The 16,563-nt window shown below is 58.7% G+C and carries 12 protein-coding genes; 5 read left to right on the forward strand and 7 right to left on the reverse strand.

Translation table 11 applies throughout. The features are described from left to right. Positions 1-201: 201 nt before the first annotated feature. From B5D61_RS06200 to B5D61_RS06210, 3 genes are all read right to left on the reverse strand, one after another. A complete protein-coding gene (locus tag B5D61_RS06200) occupies positions 202-993 on the reverse strand; it encodes a PEP-CTERM sorting domain-containing protein (RefSeq protein WP_078812450.1) in 792 nt (263 codons plus the stop codon). A gap of 93 nt (positions 994-1,086) precedes the next feature. Further along, a complete protein-coding gene (locus tag B5D61_RS06205) occupies positions 1,087-2,346 on the reverse strand; it encodes a hypothetical protein (protein WP_078812451.1) in 1,260 nt (419 codons plus the stop codon). 118 nt (positions 2,347-2,464) lie between these two features. After that, positions 2,465-3,616: an iron-containing alcohol dehydrogenase gene (locus B5D61_RS06210; protein WP_078812452.1), complete on the reverse strand. Its 1,152-nt coding sequence runs from the start codon at positions 3,614-3,616 to the stop codon at positions 2,465-2,467. Between the two features lie 151 nt (positions 3,617-3,767). Here B5D61_RS06210 and glmS point away from each other — a divergent pair, with 151 nt between their 5' ends. The 4 genes from glmS to B5D61_RS26155 all read left to right on the forward strand — a co-directional run bounded on the left by glmS (position 3,768) and on the right by B5D61_RS26155 (position 8,530). Next, positions 3,768-5,621 carry a glutamine--fructose-6-phosphate transaminase (isomerizing) gene (glmS, locus tag B5D61_RS06215; protein WP_078812453.1) on the forward strand — a complete coding sequence of 618 codons (1,854 nt, stop codon included), beginning with the start codon at positions 3,768-3,770 and terminating at the stop codon, positions 5,619-5,621. Positions 5,622-5,763: 142 nt separating this feature from the next. Further along, the gene (locus B5D61_RS06220) at positions 5,764-6,141 is read left to right on the forward strand and encodes a BlaI/MecI/CopY family transcriptional regulator (protein ID WP_078812454.1); all 378 of its coding nucleotides are present in this window, start codon (positions 5,764-5,766) and stop codon (positions 6,139-6,141) included. A gap of 24 nt (positions 6,142-6,165) precedes the next feature. Then, the gene (locus B5D61_RS06225) at positions 6,166-8,301 is read left to right on the forward strand and encodes a M56 family metallopeptidase (RefSeq protein ID WP_078812455.1); all 2,136 of its coding nucleotides are present in this window, start codon (positions 6,166-6,168) and stop codon (positions 8,299-8,301) included. A 91-nt stretch (positions 8,302-8,392) separates the two neighbouring features. Next, positions 8,393-8,530, forward strand: coding sequence for a hypothetical protein (locus tag B5D61_RS26155; protein WP_176159253.1), 138 nt, complete (start codon positions 8,393-8,395; stop codon positions 8,528-8,530). 420 nt (positions 8,531-8,950) lie between these two features. On the opposite strand, the gene B5D61_RS06230 is transcribed toward B5D61_RS26155, so the two are convergent. Continuing rightward, positions 8,951-12,361, reverse strand: a complete 3,411-nt coding sequence (locus B5D61_RS06230) for a PVC-type heme-binding CxxCH protein (RefSeq protein ID WP_078812456.1) — start codon at positions 12,359-12,361, stop codon at positions 8,951-8,953. Positions 12,362-12,531: 170 nt separating this feature from the next. Between B5D61_RS06230 and B5D61_RS06235 the strand changes: the two genes are divergently transcribed. After that, the gene (locus B5D61_RS06235) at positions 12,532-13,008 is read left to right on the forward strand and encodes an EVE domain-containing protein (protein WP_078812572.1); all 477 of its coding nucleotides are present in this window, start codon (positions 12,532-12,534) and stop codon (positions 13,006-13,008) included. 68 nt (positions 13,009-13,076) lie between these two features. Here B5D61_RS06235 and B5D61_RS06240 read toward each other — a convergent pair whose 3' ends face one another. The 3 genes from B5D61_RS06240 to B5D61_RS06250 all read right to left on the reverse strand — a co-directional run bounded on the left by B5D61_RS06240 (position 13,077) and on the right by B5D61_RS06250 (position 16,548). Further along, positions 13,077-13,676 (reverse strand): hypothetical protein, encoded by a 600-nt coding sequence (locus tag B5D61_RS06240; RefSeq protein WP_078812457.1) that lies wholly within the window; start codon positions 13,674-13,676, stop codon positions 13,077-13,079. A 66-nt stretch (positions 13,677-13,742) separates the two neighbouring features. Then, positions 13,743-15,209: a sulfatase family protein gene (locus tag B5D61_RS06245; RefSeq protein ID WP_078812458.1), complete on the reverse strand. Its 1,467-nt coding sequence runs from the start codon at positions 15,207-15,209 to the stop codon at positions 13,743-13,745. Between the two features lie 130 nt (positions 15,210-15,339). Next, positions 15,340-16,548 carry an SHD1 domain-containing protein gene (locus tag B5D61_RS06250; RefSeq protein WP_176159254.1) on the reverse strand — a complete coding sequence of 403 codons (1,209 nt, stop codon included), beginning with the start codon at positions 16,546-16,548 and terminating at the stop codon, positions 15,340-15,342. Positions 16,549-16,563: the final 15 nt, after the last annotated feature.

A 16,563-nucleotide genomic window follows, 5' to 3' on the forward strand; every position in this document is an offset into this window, starting at 1 on the left:
CTCAGGCGGCATAATGCCCGGTGTCCACGCAGCAAGGTCGAGTGCCCGCGCAGGCGTGGATACAGCAAGTCCGGAGCCCTACCTTCAAGCGGAATGAGACGAGCATCGAAAAGTCACCCGTCCGGCTGAAGCCGGGGCTCCCAACACCGCCCTGTCAGGCGGAATCCAAGCTTCGCGATCGTCCCCAAACTCGGAGCGGCTTCAGCATCCCATCCGACGGCGGCGCAATACCAGTCCGGTCAAGGCGAGACCCAGCAACATCGCCCGGCTCGGCTCGGGAGTGCCGGTGATGGTCAGGTTATCGAAACGAATGGTGCGGAAGTCGGAGCCAGTCGTGTTAGCCCCTGGGAAATTTTTCACATAAAAACCGAGTCCGGTGATGGCCTCCCCTGGACCAAACAAAGTGCTGGAGGAGATCGTCGAGGCCCCCGTGTCGAGCGACATGGAGGTGCCCTGAGTGAAGCTGACCGCATACCAGGAGGCATTCAGGAGATCCACCTGATACTGATTCGCTCCAGGTCCGTCCACCCCGCCGGAAGGCGTGGCATACCAGGCCCCATCCACCTGCACCGTCAGGTAGTAGCTCATGCCTGTCATGGTGCCGCCGGTGTTTTGCTGCCAGCTCGCGCTAAAGGCGCTGTAATCCGCAGGCACCAGCCCCGTGAAAGCACTTGCCCCCAAGGTGGCGGTAGTGGAGGTGGTGAAAAGGAAGTAATCCACCGTCGTGGTGCCGCCATTGGCGGTACTATTTTGCGCGTAAAGGTAGGGATTGGGGTTCTCGCCTGTCGGGGAGGAAACTCCATTGGTGATACCCGTGCCGCCATAAGCTGTGCCAGCGACATTCACGCTGTTGAAACTGCGCCAGCTCTCCGTGGCCTGGCCCACGGATTCACCGGTAAAATCTTCCATGAACAGCGTCGCCGCCGAAAGGGGTGCGGCGGAGGCGAGCAGGCCAAAAGCTAAGCAACGAAATAGGTGGGCACTGGACAACATGGGCGGGAGAAAACGCAATTTCAGGCGGGTTCTTGCCCGTAATCCTACCAAAAGCAAAGTCGTTTCACCGATGTTTTCCCTATTTGTGAGGGGTTACAGAGTCTCCGCTAAGATGGTGCGAATGTGTCGCCGCTCAGATTCGCCCAGGTAATCGTAACGCCCCCCGGGCTCCTCGCCTCGGAGAATGCGGTCCAGCCGCGCTTTAACCGAGGCCTTGAGCGCAGGCTGCATGCGCTCAAACGTGCGAGAGTAGATCATATAACTGCAGCGGTATTTGAAGAGGCGATTGAGCAGTTGGAAATCCTTGAGACTGCGCCCGCCAGCACTGGGGCGTGCGGTTTTCAAAAAAGCGGTCTGGAAGGCTTCATCTCCCTCGATGCCTCCATCCGGCAGCGTGGCCTCGTCTTTGAAAAGCAAGGCATCCAGCACGTCTTCTGTGCAGTGCTCAATGATGCGCTTGGCCGTGCCCGTAGGTTCGTTCTGAATGGGTTCGCCGAGTTCTTTTTGCAAGGAGGTCTGCATGTACATCGCACGCGCGGCGGTTTGATGCGCCTTGGTCAGCACATTTTGCACGGAGGTCTGATGCTCCAGCACCATGAGCGCGACGATGTCGCTGCTGGCGCGGGGGTAGCGGCTGATGTCAAAAAGGCCGGTAAGTTGGGTCAGATTGGCCCCCTGCTCCACGGGCATGTCGCAGGTGTTATCGGCGTTTTCGGTGGCGATCACATTCCCTCGGTGAGTGGAGTCGCCATGCCGCCCAGTGACATACCAGCCTCCCCACCGATCACGAAAGGGCGTGGTGCTATCCACCACCGCGCTGCCTTGACTCAGAATGGGATGCCCGGTGGCGCTGGGAAAAACAGAGCGCACCATGACGCCCGTCACACCCGGAGTGAAGGGGCCGCCATGGCAGGTGAGGCAGCTCTGATCGCGCTGAAATTCCAGCGGTTTTTTCCGAGAAGTCTCCGGCTCCAGCAGATAATAAATCGGCCCCAGATAAGGGTCCACCACGGCAATCTCAATGCCCCCGCCCACGGAATAACCGAGGTAGGCCTCATCGCCATAATAAATGACCCGCGGTGTCTGCGGGCTGATGAGATCGTTCTGTTTGCTGGTTTTGGAAAACACCAGGACCTGAGACTCCTCAGGGATGTGAAACTCCCGGCGTAGATCCCGCAGCACCGTCCAGGCATCCGTGCGATCCACCGTGGTCTTGCCCGCCTGGAGGCGTTTCATCAGATCCTGCACCGCATCCTGAGGTGTGGTGTCGGAGTAACGGATGGGCGGCAACTCATACTCCGGCTCCGCCTGGGCGAGCAGAGGCAGCAGAGGGATGAGGAAAAGCCAGCGCATGAAAGGGGGGAAGACAGAGGAGCTTTTAAATACGCTCACAAAATACCTATTTAACCAACGGCCAACACTTGCTCCCCATTTCCCGCCCCTTGTCAGGGACTGTGCCTGAATTGCGAGCTTAAAGAGCTTGGCGCAGAATATCGAGCAGCTCCTCCTGGCTCAGCGGCACGGGGTTCCCCTTCATGCTACTGGACTGGGCCGCCTTGGTCGCGATTTCCGGCAGGTCTAGATGGGTGATGCCAAAACTGCCCAAGGTGGGGATCTTGAGTCGGAGACTGAGCTCCTTCAGGAAAGTGGCCGCCTTTTCCGGGGTGCCCTCGTCATCGTTTAAAATCAGGCGGGAGGCAGCTTCGAATCGCTCTCGGATCAGGCAGTCCCCATCCCGCTTGATCGCGGCCCAATTCATCGCCCACACCGGAGCCAGCAAGGCCGCGCAAACTGCGCCATGGGCCGCTTTGAAACTGCCGCCAATGGGTGCCGCAAAACCATGCACGGCCCCTAGCCCTGCATTGGCTAGGGCCATGCCGCTAAACATGGCCGCTAGAGCTAAGTCTTCCCGCGCCTCCACATCATGCCCGTCCGTAACAGCCCTTTCGAGTGAACGAATCGCGCGGCGAATGCCATCCACACAGAGGGCGTCCGTCATGGACTGAGCACGGCTGGAAACATAGGCCTCCAGGCACTGCGTGAGGGCATCCATGCCACTGGCCGCAGTCACCGAAGGAGGGCAGGTGCGCGCCAGTTCCGGGTCCACCAGAGCCACGGCCGGCAGCATGGAGGGGTGGCGCAGGCTGGCCTTCACCCCGTGCTCAGCGCTAACTAATACCGCATTCCGAGTCACTTCCGCCCCCGTGCCCGCCGTCGTCGGCACCGCGATGAAGGGCAGCGGGGGATTGTCCAGAGGTTGGGCTTTTCCCACGATCTCCAGGTAATGCAGCAGATCATGCGGCTGCCGAGCCACCGCCGCGATCGCCTTGCCCGCATCCACCGCGCTGCCGCCCCCCAGACCGATGACCACTTCCGCCCCAGTTTTCAAAGCCGTGGCCGAACCCCGGCGGATGTCATCCACCGTGGGCTCCGTCAACAGCGGGAAAATCACGACCTCGAGCCCCCTCTCTTCCAAGGTCTGAAGGATGGGCATGAAACGTTGGGGATCACGCCCGGTGACAACCAGGAGTTTCTTCCCGAGACCCAGGGTCAAAACGGGTAACTGTGACACGGCTCCCCGGCCGAAAATGATCCTTGTGGCGGTGGCAAATTCAAAGGTCATAAGATTCTTCTCGCTCGGCTGAGGCGAGACTGCAATCGGGATGAACTTTAGCCGATGCCTCTAATCTTTCACGAAATTGCCCTTTCACTGGCGGGCTGGCATTCTAACAGCTAGACTGAAGGACCCGCTTCGTGGCGGGCAAACGAACACTATGTGCGGAATTGTTGGCTACATTGGCAAACGGCAGGCCAGCCCGATCCTCTTGGATGGGCTGCGCAGGCTCGAATATCGTGGTTATGACTCGGCAGGCATCGCGCTGCTGAACGGCGGTAACACGGTTAAAATCATCAAACGCGCCGGTCGCATCGAGAATCTCAGGCAGGCGGTAGCGGAGATCGCTCCCACAGGTGAAGTGGGGATCTCACACACCCGCTGGGCCACCCACGGTGCGCCGACGGATGAAAATGCGCACCCCCATCGGGACCAGAGCGGCAAGCTTGTCTTGGTGCATAACGGCGTCATTGAGAACTATCAGACGCTGCGGGATCAATTGCTCGCTCAGGGTGATACTTTTGAATCCCAGACCGATACCGAGGTGCTAGCTCACCTCGTCGGACGGTACTTTGAAGCCAGCGACGAAAAAGACGGTGCGAGCCGCCTGCGCAATGCTCTGAAAGCCGCCTTGGCCAAGGTCAAAGGCACCTACGGGATTGCCGTTATGCACGCCGATGTGCCAGGGGTGATCGTGGGAGCCCGCTTGGGCAGTCCTCTGGTGGTGGGCCTGGGAGATGGCGAGCACTTCCTGGCCAGTGATGTCTCTGCCATCGTCGCCCACACTCGTGACGTGGTGTATCTGAATGACCACGACATCGTCAGTCTCAGTGAGGATCAGTATGATGTGACCTCCATGGACGGCGGTGAAGCGCAGGTGAAAGTCAGCCGCGTGGAATTCACGGCCGATGATGCGGAGAAGGGGGCTTTCCCGCACTACATGCTCAAGGAGATCTTTGAGCAGCCGAATTCCCTCCGCAATGCCATGCGTGGTCGCCTTTCTCGTGATGACGGCACCGCTATTCTCGGCGGCTTGAACATGACCCCGCAGGAACTGCGTGGCGTGGATCGCATCATCCTCAGCGGTTGCGGAACCGCTTTCCATGCGGCCATGGTCGGTGAATACGTCATCGAAACCCTGGCCCGTGTGCCGACCGAGGTGGAGATCGCCAGTGAGTTCCGCTATCGCAACGTGCCGGCGGATAAAAACACCCTGCAATTCGTGCTCAGCCAGAGCGGTGAAACCATCGATACCCTGGCCGCCATGCGTGAAGCCCGCCGCAAGGGCATCAAATGCCTCGGCATCGTCAATAGTGTCGGCAGCACCATTGCTCGTGAGAGCGACGGCGGTTGCTACATTCACGCCGGACCTGAAATCGGTGTGGCCGCGACGAAGACCTTCACCTCTCAGGTAATGATCATGACCCTCCTGGGCATGCTCTTTGGTCGTATTCATCACCTCTCCAGCGCCGATGGCATGGAGATGATCGATGAACTGGAAGCCATCCCCGACAAGATCGCCAGCATTCTCACTCAGACCGACCGCATCAAAGCCATCGCCGAGAAGCACGCCAATGCCGAAGGGATGCTCTTCATGGGCCGCCAAGCCAACTACCCTGTGGCCATGGAAGGCGCTCTGAAGATGAAGGAGATCAGCTACATCTACGCCAGCGGTCACCCGAGTGCCGAGCTGAAGCACGGCGTCATCGCCCTGGTGAAGCCGGACATGCCGTCCGTGTTCATCGCTCCTGATGATGCCGTGTTCGACAAGAACGTCAGCAACATCGAGGAAGTGCTCGCCCGCAAAGGCCCCGTCATTTGCGTGACCACCGAAGGCCGCACCGAACTGGAGCGCCTAACGGATGATGTGATCTACGTGCCGGACTGCCCCTCCTACCTCAGCCCTCTGCTGACGGTAATCCCGCTCCAGCTTCTGTCCTACTACACCGCCGTCGCCCGCGGTTGTGACGTAGATAAACCCCGTAACCTCGCCAAGAGCGTGACGGTGGAATAAACCACCTTCCAAGCCTCCATTCAGCGGCTGCGCCTGATGCATCTCAGGCCAGCCGCTTTTTTGTTTTTCACCTCATTCACTACATTTGTAGTTGCCTAACCACGACAAATGTAGTGAAATAAACGGGAAAGGAATTTAAATCATGCCCACACCCGATATTTCCGAATCTGAATGGACGGTCATGGAAGCCCTCTGGGAGAGCGCTCCGCAGACGGCCTCCGAAGTCACTAAAACCCTCAAACCCACCACGAAGTGGGCTGAAAACACCGTGCGCACCCTGCTGACTCGGCTGGTTGAAAAAGCGGCGCTGAAAACCGGTGAAAACCCCAGTGGCACCCGAACCTATCAACCCGCTGTGAAGCGTGAGGATTGTGTCCGCGCTGAGAGCGACTCCTTCCTCCAGCGGGTCTTCCAAGGGGCCGCCAAACCGCTGCTGGTCCACTTCGCCCAGAACAGCAAGCTCACCCCAGACGAGGTGAAGGAGCTCAAGAAACTGCTCGATCAGTCCCTCAAATCTTAACGCCAACCTATTATCAGCCATCCTATGAAAACGCTGCATCTTCTGTTTGATTGGACTCTGGACACCAGTCTCCGGGCGACCTTGTTGGTGGTCCTCGTCATGACGCTTCAGACGCTCCTCCGGCATCGTCTGTCCTGCCGCTGGCGTTATGCCTTATGGCTGCCGGTGCTCGCCGTGCTGCTGATGCCGATCTTTCTTCCAAGTGCGTGGAGCCTGGAAAGCCTACTGGCCCCATCACGCTCCGTTCCAACAGCGTCAGCCCAGGTGCAAACGATGGAGCAGGGATCGCAGGATACGGGGCTGAAGACTGGGTTATCGAATCCTCTCATCACGGTCCCTGCACCGCTTTTTGACTGGAGCCAAGTGGGCATGTGGGTGTGGCTATCGGGCGTTGTCGTTCTCCTTTCGGGAGGGCTGCTTTCCTACCTTCGAACTCTTCATCTCGCCCGCAATCAGGCATCACCGCCTGATGAAGCTTTGCTGACCGAGATTCGGCAGATCGCTGGGGAGGCGAAGCTGTCACGCCTACCTGACATCGTAGTCTCGCCCGAGATTCAAAGCCCGGCCGTCACGGGCCTCTGGCGCTCTGTTTTGATGCTTCCCAAAAGCTTTGGGGACCCACTGAACGCTGAAGAAACCCGCCTTGTGCTCAAACACGAACTCATGCATCTCAAGCGCGGCGATCTCCGCATCAACTTTTTGTTATGCCTCCTCTTGGCTCTGCATTGGTTCAATCCCCTGCTGTGGTTCGCCTTTTTCAAAGCCCGCACAGATCGTGAAGCCGCTTGTGATGAGCAGGTGCTTCAAGGGGAAACATCCGCTCGACGTCATGCCTATGGCAGTGCCTTGCTCAAAATGGAATCCGCTTTTCCAACACATGGCCTCTGCGTTGGATTCGTGGGTATCTTCCAACGCGGCTCCGCGCTGCGCACTCGCATCCAGGCCATCGCCAGCGCCCGCACGGCTGCCCCCCTCCTGCGAGTTTTCCTCTGGCTGGCCATTCCTGCGATGACCTTCCTTGGCGTTACCCGCGCTCAAACACCTATCGCTCAAACCGACACGCCTGGATTTGAAGTCGGCAGCTCGAACTTCAAGTCCGGAGACGAGATCCGCATCTTTAAGGTGGATCGTAATGCTGACCGCATGATCATCACCGGTGCCTATGAACTGGGCAGCGAGGAATCCGCTATCCTGCTGCTCTCCATCACCCGTCTCAACACAGGTTCCCCCAAGGTCGCTTTTGATCCACGTCAGCAAGTAACTGTGCAGCGAGGTCAGGGCTCCTTCACCCTCACCTTTCCCAACCCCTATCCAGGTTTACCTCATGTGACCTTTTACCAACCTGCCCAGCCTGGAGCCACAAACAGCGCCTTTGGGGGCATCTACTTCGGCACGTCTGAAGAGGCTAAAGCCTCCCGAAAACTCGACCTCAGTTACATGACGGCCCAGGTCGGCGGCAGCGGTAACAGCGGCGATCCGAAGAAAACCCTTCCGCCCCGCAACAGTTACCTCGTCCGAAAGTTGGAACGCATCGTCTTCCCCCAAGTTCAGTTCAGCAGCGTGACTCTGAAGGAGGTGGTGGATTTCCTCGAGGTTCAATCTCGCGAATTGGACACTCTTGAGACCAACCCCAAACTGCGTGGCGTGCATTTCCTGCTGAGACAAGGCACCGGAACGGAGGCCACTCTCAGTCTCGACCTCAAGCAAGTGCCGCTGATGGACGTGCTCCGTTATGTCACCGAGCTGGCCGGGGTGAAGTTTCGTGTGGAGCCTTATGCCGTGCTGATCGAACCGCTGTCGGATTCTTCAACGGCCGTTGCGTCATCGCCCGACCAAGCCCGTGCACTGACCGGTAATCCCCTGAAATACGGCCCGAAAATCATCCTGCCCCAGGTCCATTTCCGGGATGCCACGCTGGAGGAGGCACTGGAGCTCATCCGAGTCCAAGTCACCACCGCTTGCGACCGCATGGAGATCGCCCCGCTGAACATCGTCCTCAAACCCGGCGCACCAAACAAGGCCCGCATCACTCTCGATCTCAAGGACGTTCCTCTGGTCGAAGCCCTGCGTTACGTCGCCGAGTTGGCCCATCACAGCCTGCGCTCTGATGAGCATGCATTCATCCTTGAGCCTCGTGTTAGCAAAGCCAGCAAGAACTAACGAACTTCCTGTTATTCCCACCTAGAAAAGATCATCCTCTCGCAGGTCTGGTTTTATTTGCGGCCTGAAGGGTCGCGGGAGAGTGCGCATCATGGAAATCAATGCCACCCGTTACCGCGCTCCTTCAGAGCGCGACGTGGATCTATCGATGGGCGCTCTGGCTCCCCCAGGCCTAGCGGCCTGGGCTGAATCCTGCGGCCCTTCAGGCCGCGCTCGCACTCACATCTAACAAACTCGTATCACGGTCTGGCAGGAAAGCAGGAGCACTCGACAGATCATACTCTGGATAAGATAATATCCCCACTTGCAGTTCCGCCTTTTGATTCGCCCGCTGAGGGATGATGAATCCTCAGCGTTCACGACTTTACCGACGGCATCTGAAGATGTGGCGAGACACGGTCACGGAGAAGCGGTGGCAGATGCGCACAACTTGTGACCGTCTAGACCACTTTTCGCACAACACTCAAGGGATTAAAACCAGCGGCTTGAGGTGGTCGGTGGAGCTGCTTTGACGACAAAACGGTTGTTGTCTACAAAACGGGACAGCGACCCCCTGGGCGGCTTTTCACCACCTAACAAAAAGCCCGGAAACCGTGAGGTTTCCGGGCGAATGGTTAAACGAGATGGGGACGGAGTGAGAAGAGCTGCGTTATTGCACCTGCACGGCTCCATCCAGAATCTCGACGCGGAAGTTGGTGATGTCTGTGGCAGCTTTACCAATCACGATGCTAACGGGATGCGTCCCGGCGGGAAGATCGAGGGTGAGTTCGGGAGTGACTTCTTTCAGGTGCTGATCGCCCACCACGACATCCACGGACGTGGTGCTGCTGAGGCGGAGTTTGACCTTGCCAGCGCTCTCAAGCTTCAGGGTGAATTGGGCGATTTTCGGAAACCACGGATACATCCGGATCTCTTCGAGTTCGTTCAGGGGAAGATCACCGCTGACCTTGGAGAACAGAAGCTGCCATGGGTAGGCCGCGTCTTTTTCATGCAAGGCGTGCAGACCGACATGGCGCACGTGATCCACCACTTCAGGCTCCATCTTGCCCATCACCTTCCAGGTGCGGACGTAGCGGTTGGGTTTGATCTTGTAATCCCCCTCACGGCCGAGTTCCGAGAGGAAACGCACGAGGTCCACAAACTCATCTTCACGCAGGCTGGCGGTGAGGCCGGGCGGCATCATGCTGGCGGGGCTCATCTGGCGGCTGGCGATTTGAGCCTTGGGCACTTTTTGCAATTGGTTGGCAGGGTCGCGGATGATCACTTCGTCACCGCCGTCCTGAACCAAACCTCCACTGATGACTTGGCCATCTTTGAGGCCGATGATGACCATGTGGTAGCCTTCCTTGATCTTCTTGCTGGGTTCCAGCAAGCTTTCGATCAGGTAATCCACCGGGGCGCTGCCGCCGATGCTGACGAGGTTAGGCCCGAGCACGCCACCAGCATCCCCGATGGCGTGGCAGGTCTGGCAGAGCAGTTGCTGGCGGCGATAGATGGCTTCCCCACGGGCTGGATCGCCTTGTTCCTTCACCTTGCTGACCAAGGCGGTCATTTCCTCGGGGGTGAGGGCTTGATTCATCTGCTTCACACCACCGGCTTTCTGCAAAGCGGCTTCGAGGGGACCTTTGATGCCGCGAGTGGAGACGATGCGGATGCCTTCTACCGCTACATAGTCGGGGATGGTTTTGCCCTCCAGCTCCTTGGCCAGCACATTGGGAAGCTGCTTGTTCTTCAGGAATGCCGTGAGCACCGGGGTGGCCTCTTGCGCGTTCTTGGCAGCGGCAAAGAGCTCCACGGCACGCTGGGCTGCCACCTGAGGACCGACATCGGTCAAGCCCTGCACGGCCAAGCTGCGAAGCTCGGGATGCTCCTGGAAGATCTGATTGAAGAAGTCCTTCGACTTCCCACCACCGAGTCTTGCCAGCCCTTGAACGGCACCGTCACGCACAGGTGCGGCGGTGTCGGGCTTGAGCAGGATGGTTTGCAAGGTTTCGCGGGCGGACTCCACTTTCCAGGCTCCGGCCAGGATCGTGGCGCGGTGAACGATCTCGGCGCGGGGGCTCTCCAACCAACCTTTGACAATGGCTTCGGCACCTTCCGGTTTCACACCGCGTGTGGTAGCAGCCTTGACCAGGGCATCCAGAAGTCCTGCCACTTTGTCCGCCATGGCCGGGTCATTCACCAGAGCGGCGATCTCAGCCACCTGAGTGGCATTGGCGGCATCTCCCGCCATGGTCATCACGGCGGTGGCGTCGTCGGCGGCAAGCTTGTTGGCCTTCAACGAGGCGAGCAGAGGCTCCAGGGCGGCGCTCTTGCCCGTGGCTTTCATGGCGTAAACCAGATGCTTCGGATTGTCGTTCAGCTTGAGTTCCTCTTTGAGAGCCAGAGGCAGCCAGATGTCCACCTGCTCACGGGCGGTCAGCTCCAGCAGGAAATCCAGACTTTCATCCATGCTTTGATCCAGGGCCTTCAGCGCCAGTTCGAAGGCCTGAGGCTTGCGCATGTCATACAGCACCGCCATGGCCCAGAGGCGCACCTGGGGGTTTTCATCGGTGATGCCCTTGTTGAGGAAGGCCATCGCATCGGGCAATTCCTTCCAACGATGGGTGAGAATGCGCAGGGCTGCGGCACGCACCCGGGCGTCGGGGCTGGCATACAGATCGCGCCACAGGGTGGGGGAGAAGCGGTTCAGCCCCTCGCGTGCCCAGGCCACTTCCAGCAGGGTATGCCAGTAGTCGGGGGCGTTTTTGTCCAGAGCTTCCACCCAGGTTTTCAGCACTGGGATCACCTCCGTGACTCCACGGGCGCGGATTTCCTGGCGGGCAAAGTCGCGTGTCCACTTGCGGTTGCTCTTCAGCATCTCCAGCAGCTCGGGCACCGGGGTGCCGACGATCTTTGGCATCTCACTCAGCGGGCGACCCTTGGCGGTGATGCGCCAGATGCGGCCATGGACGAGGTCGCGGCGTGGATCGCGGAAGTCCACCTCGCCATGTTGGATGATGGGGTTATACCAGTCGGCGATGTAAAGGGCTCCATCAGGGCCGACACGAACGTCGATCGGACGGAAAGCGCGGTGGTTCGAGGCCAGGACGTCCTCTTCCTGCTTGGCGATGTAGCTGCTGCCGTTGGGGGTGAGCTTAAAGCGATTCACGCGGTTGCCACGGAAGTCATTGGTCACCCAGGTGCCCTGCCATTCCTCCGGCCAGTGTGGATCGTCGATCACTTCCAGACCGCATTGCTTCGGCTGGCCTGGGCTCAGACCACTGAGGGTGCGGGCAGCTCCGGGCGAGGTTTTGAAAACACTGCCCAGGAAGATGTAGTTCAGCCCCTCTCCTCCCGCACCGTCGGTGGCGAAGGATTGGCCCCATTTGTCGAACTCATAACCCCACGGATTGATCAGCCCTTTGCTGACGATCTCCAGCCGGCGAGTCTCCGGGCGGAACTCCCACACCCCACCGCCCATGAGACGGCGCACGCCATATGGGGTCTCGATGTGGCTGTGGATGTAGATGGATTGGTTGAAGGAAAGCAGCCCCTCAGGGGTATGCCGCATAGTGTGCAGCAGGTGGTGCGTATCCTCGGTGCCGAAGCCGCTGAGCATCACCGTGCGCTCATCGGCCTTCAGGTCGCCATCGGTGTCTTTGAGAAACAGCACCTCCGTGGAGTTAGCCACATAAGCCCCTCCATCGCCGGGGATCACCGCCGTGGGGATGTGCAGGCCTTCGGCGAAAACCGTTGATTTATCTGCCTTACCGTCGTGGTCGGTATCCTCCAGCACCACGACTTGGTCCTTGGTGCCGTCCCCAGGCTTGATCTGCGGGTAGGTCGTGCTGCTCACCACCCAGAGGCGGCCTTGAGCATCCCAGTTCATCTGCACCGGCTTAGCGATCATCGGCTCCTGGGCCCAGAGGGTGATCTCCAGCCCCTCTGGCACCACAAAGCCCGCCTTTTGGACCTCGGGATTAGGGTCGGGCAGATCCGCCGTGGAATGCGGCTGGGAGGCCCAGGTCGTGGCGGCACCCGTGCAGAGCAGGAGAGAAAGCGTGAGAGAACGTGGCATGGCGTTGGGAGAGCGAGTAAACGCGGCACCGGGGAAGGGGTCAAGGTTTCTCCGGTGACTGAGGGGGTGAAAATAACGTCGCTCAGCGGACAATCGTGCAGACCTCTTTTCCACCTGGGGGCCTCATTTTCGGCATTCCCTTTCTCATCAAGCCGTGTATTGGCTCCCTCATGCGTTACTGGCTGCTCAAATCCGAACCCGACGTCTTCTCCTTCGACGACCTGAAAAAGCGCCCGAAGAAAACCGAACCCTGGAATGGCGTGCGCAATTATCAGGTGCGCAACATGATGCGGGATGAGATGGCCCTCGGAGATCTGGGGTTCTTTTACCACAGCAGTTGCCCCGTGCCGGGGATCGCGGGGATTGTGAAGATCGCCAAGGAGGCCTACCCCGATCACACTCAGTTTGACCCGTCCTCCGAATACTTCGACAAAGGCAGCAAACCCGAGGAGCCCCGCTGGCTGATGGTGGACGTGAAGTGGGAGCAGGACTTCAAAACCTTCGTCACCCTGGACATGCTACGCGAGGAACCCAAGCTGGCCGATCTACTCACCCTCCGCCGTGGCAATCGTCTTTCCATTACGCCCGTGGAAAAGAAACACTGGGAGCTGATCTGCAAACTGGGTGGTCTGTCCAGTCAAGAGTGAGGTCAATCCCATCACGCCCCCTTGAGGGGGCGACGGCCCTGCGTCGTGCTGCCAAGGCCGGGAGGGTTTCACTCCTTAGCCAATGACTCCACCACCACATCCTTCACGCTGACCGTGCCGAAGCTGAAGCCGATGCTCAGGTTGGACTTGGGGCGGGCCAGGCTGGGATGCTCGTAGGTTTTCTCGAAGTCGCCGATCTTCACGGTGGCTTGAGAACCCTTCAGCGTCACCACCACAGGGATCCACTCGCCGGGCGTCAAGGTGGGGCTCTCATTGCCCAGGGAGATGGATTTGTGGTCCTTGTCATCCGCCGGGAAGGCACGGATGCCCGTCCCCTTGGGGCTGGTGAGGAACCGGAAGACATGCCCCTCGGTGCCATTGGCGGTGAAGACCAGAGCCTTCACCGCCGCATCCGCCTTGTAGCTGAAGCGGAGGGTCGCATTCTCATAAGCGAGGTCATAGAAGATGATCGGGCCATGATCCTTGAACTTCTTGTAGAGTTCATCGTCCTGGGTGCAGGTGGCGGTGTGATCCGCAAACCTCCACTCCCCTCGGGACGCGCGGCGGCTCTCCAGCTTGGGGTTGGAGAAGTCGTCTTTGAGCAGCGGACCATCAGCGGCGAAGAGACTGGAGGCGAGGAAAACGCTGGCGAGCAGAGGCTTGATCATGATCGGTTAGGCAAGTGAATGGATGGATTGTGGTGACGGGTAGGGCGTGATCTGACTTCAGCCTTCTCATGGCAGCGTCTTCGCCACCCCGTTGTAGCCTGCACGCACGGTGCCGTCGGTATGGATGAGCGGCTCTGGATGGGCCACACGGCCCAGCGGACGCACGCCAGGAGCCTCGGCCCCATCCAGACCAAGGTCGTCCTTCATCACCTCCGCCAAGGCTCGCAAGCGCTTCACTTCATCGGGCTGATCTTCGGCAAGGTTGGTGGACTCGGCGATGTCAGACTTTAGGTTATACAGATCCCCTTTATCCAGGTGCAGTTTCAGATCCCCCGAGCGGATGGCCTCCATCTTGAAGCCTCGGTAGTAATAGAACACATCATGACCCGTGGCTCCGCTCTTGGCCTGCAAAAGGGGCGTCAGGTCCTTGCCGTCCAGCTTGCGCACAGGCAGCTTGGCCCCCGCCAGAGAAGCAAAGGTGGGCAGCCAATCCATGTGCGCGGTGATCTCCCCCGTGCTGGCTCCCGCAGGCACATGCCCAGGCCACCAGGCCAGGGTGCAGACGCGGATGCCTCCTTCGTAGGTCTGGCCTTTGGAGCCGCGCAGAGGCTGATTGTTCGAGCCGTGGTTCAGCGCTCCGCCATTGTCACTGGTGAAGACGACCAACGTCTGGCCATCCAGCTTCAGTTCGCGCAGCAGGTCCAGGATCTTACCCACGCTCGAGTCCACTTCCTGGGCCCAGTCGCCGAGCAATCCGTTCGGCGACTTACCCATGAATTCCTTGCCGGGATATAGAGGGAAATGCACCGCTGTGTGTGGCATGTAGATGAAGAACGGCCCTTCCTTGTTGGCGCGGATGATGTCGCACACCTTGTCTGTGTAGCGGCTGGTGATGGTGTGCTGTTCCTCCGCCTTCACACGCTCGATCACATTCCCGTTTTCCACCAGCGGCAGCGGCGGCTGCGCATAGCCCTTGATACCGGTTTCATCGATCCCCGTGTTATTGGCGGGCAGCTTCCGTTTCGTCGCGGCTTTGCGGTCTTCCCCTGGATTGCTCTTAGCACCTTCATCCGCAGGTCCCATGTCATTGGAATAAGGCAGGCCGTAGTAGCTATCGAACCCCTGGGCTGTCGGCATGAACTCAGGCTGATCCCCCACATGCCACTTGCCCACACAGGCAGTCTTGTATCCTGCCGCTTTGAGCACTTCCGCGATGGTTTCCTCCTCAGGATTCAAACCCACCGACGACGAAGGAAACAGCACGTGAGGAATGGGCAGCACACGCTTCGGATAACACCCCGTCAGCATGGACGCCCGCGACGGACTGCACACCGGAGCCGCATAGTGGCTCGTCAGCTTCATCCCTTCCTTCGCCATCCGATCCAGGTTCGGTGTGGCATTGGTCGAACCGAACGGACCGATATCCGCATAGCCCAGATCATCAATGTTGATGAGAATCAGGTTGGGCTGATCCGCCGCGAAAGCCACCAAAGGAGAAAGAAGAGCATGGAACAGAAGACTGCGAAGGTGCATGGGCCTGTCAACGGCCCTGAGGCCAGCTCATTTCATCCAATCTCATGATTAAGCTCACGGCGTTATCTGCGGATCATTCGATCAAGCCAGCTTACTCTTAAACGTTGGCAGCAGAGGTGCGCTTGGGTTCTTACGGAGACAGTTTGATGCCGATAGCTTCAAACTTTGTCACCATGTCCTGCCCAATTTGGTCATCGCTGCGACCTGCGATCAGTTCCTCCATAAGCTGCTTGGATAATGCTGCCGACGAAGCTTTATCTTGCTTGAAGACCTTGGAGAAATAACGGTGAAGCCCCGCCCCTGTTCCATCTCCATCCAGGTAACCGAAGTAGTAGGTTAATAGGATGGCGTCCAACTTGCGCTCCAGCAGCTTTTTCACCACGTTCGAGTTATCACGATTGTCCCAGGTGTCGTGCATGTAAGTTAGCATTCTTCGCACACTGAGATCCACACCATATCCCATCTGCTCTTTGATCTCTTTTTTCAGAGTGCTTTCGAGGGCAGTGAATTGAATGGTGCCATTGCTTTGATAAGCGAGATGACGCATGAACGACTCAAGCCCATTCGCAGTCCAGGGAGACATCCGCCCGCGCACGTCCCAATACATAACTCTCGTGGTCACACCCGCCACGCGTCCTGGTTCCTTTTGTCGGGAATCGTATTGATATCGAGCGCCGACTTTCTTCAGCCCCAGCGCCTTGAATTTGATGAACGTCTTGTCATTCTTGGACATGGCAGAGGACCGGTCATCTCCTCCCATGGCAATGTAATCATCCTCCGTCTCGGTGAGATAGATCTGGAAAAGCTTGCCCTCTTTGGGCCGAGGTTCCCAGGCCCAGGGTAATTTCGAAAAAGCGGTCTTGATCAACTCAAAGTCTGAAGCCACTTCGGACATCACTGAGCCTGCCAGGGGAGCTGTCGTGATGAACTCAAAGGTCCCGGATTGATAATGAAACTGGCGTGCAGCGGGATCTTCTTTACCCACCGTCACCGCGATGGATTTAGGATCCACGGTGACGACCCCAGCAGGCCAGACGAGAGACATCGAGGCTGGGGTCTCTGAAGGCCGACTCTGCCAATTTCGGATAAAGTCCTGATCCGGTCTGGACAGGTTGCTCACAGGCACCGCGCTCTGCACGCCGTTGGAGAGTTTCAGGACCACATTCGGACCAGAGACTTCCACCAGTTCAGCCGTCACGCTGCGGCCATCCTGGTTGGTCCACAGGCGGCTAGCACCAGCCTGGGCTGCGGCTTCCGAATTGGCCATGCCCAGCATAAGGCCAGAGATCAGCGTCGCTGCGCGGAGAGCGTTTAGGGTAAACAAGGTGACTGGTTTCATGTTCATTCCAATGGA

Origin of the sequence: Prosthecobacter debontii (assembly GCF_900167535.1) — a bacterium.
Lineage (GTDB): Bacteria > Verrucomicrobiota > Verrucomicrobiia > Verrucomicrobiales > Verrucomicrobiaceae > Prosthecobacter > Prosthecobacter debontii.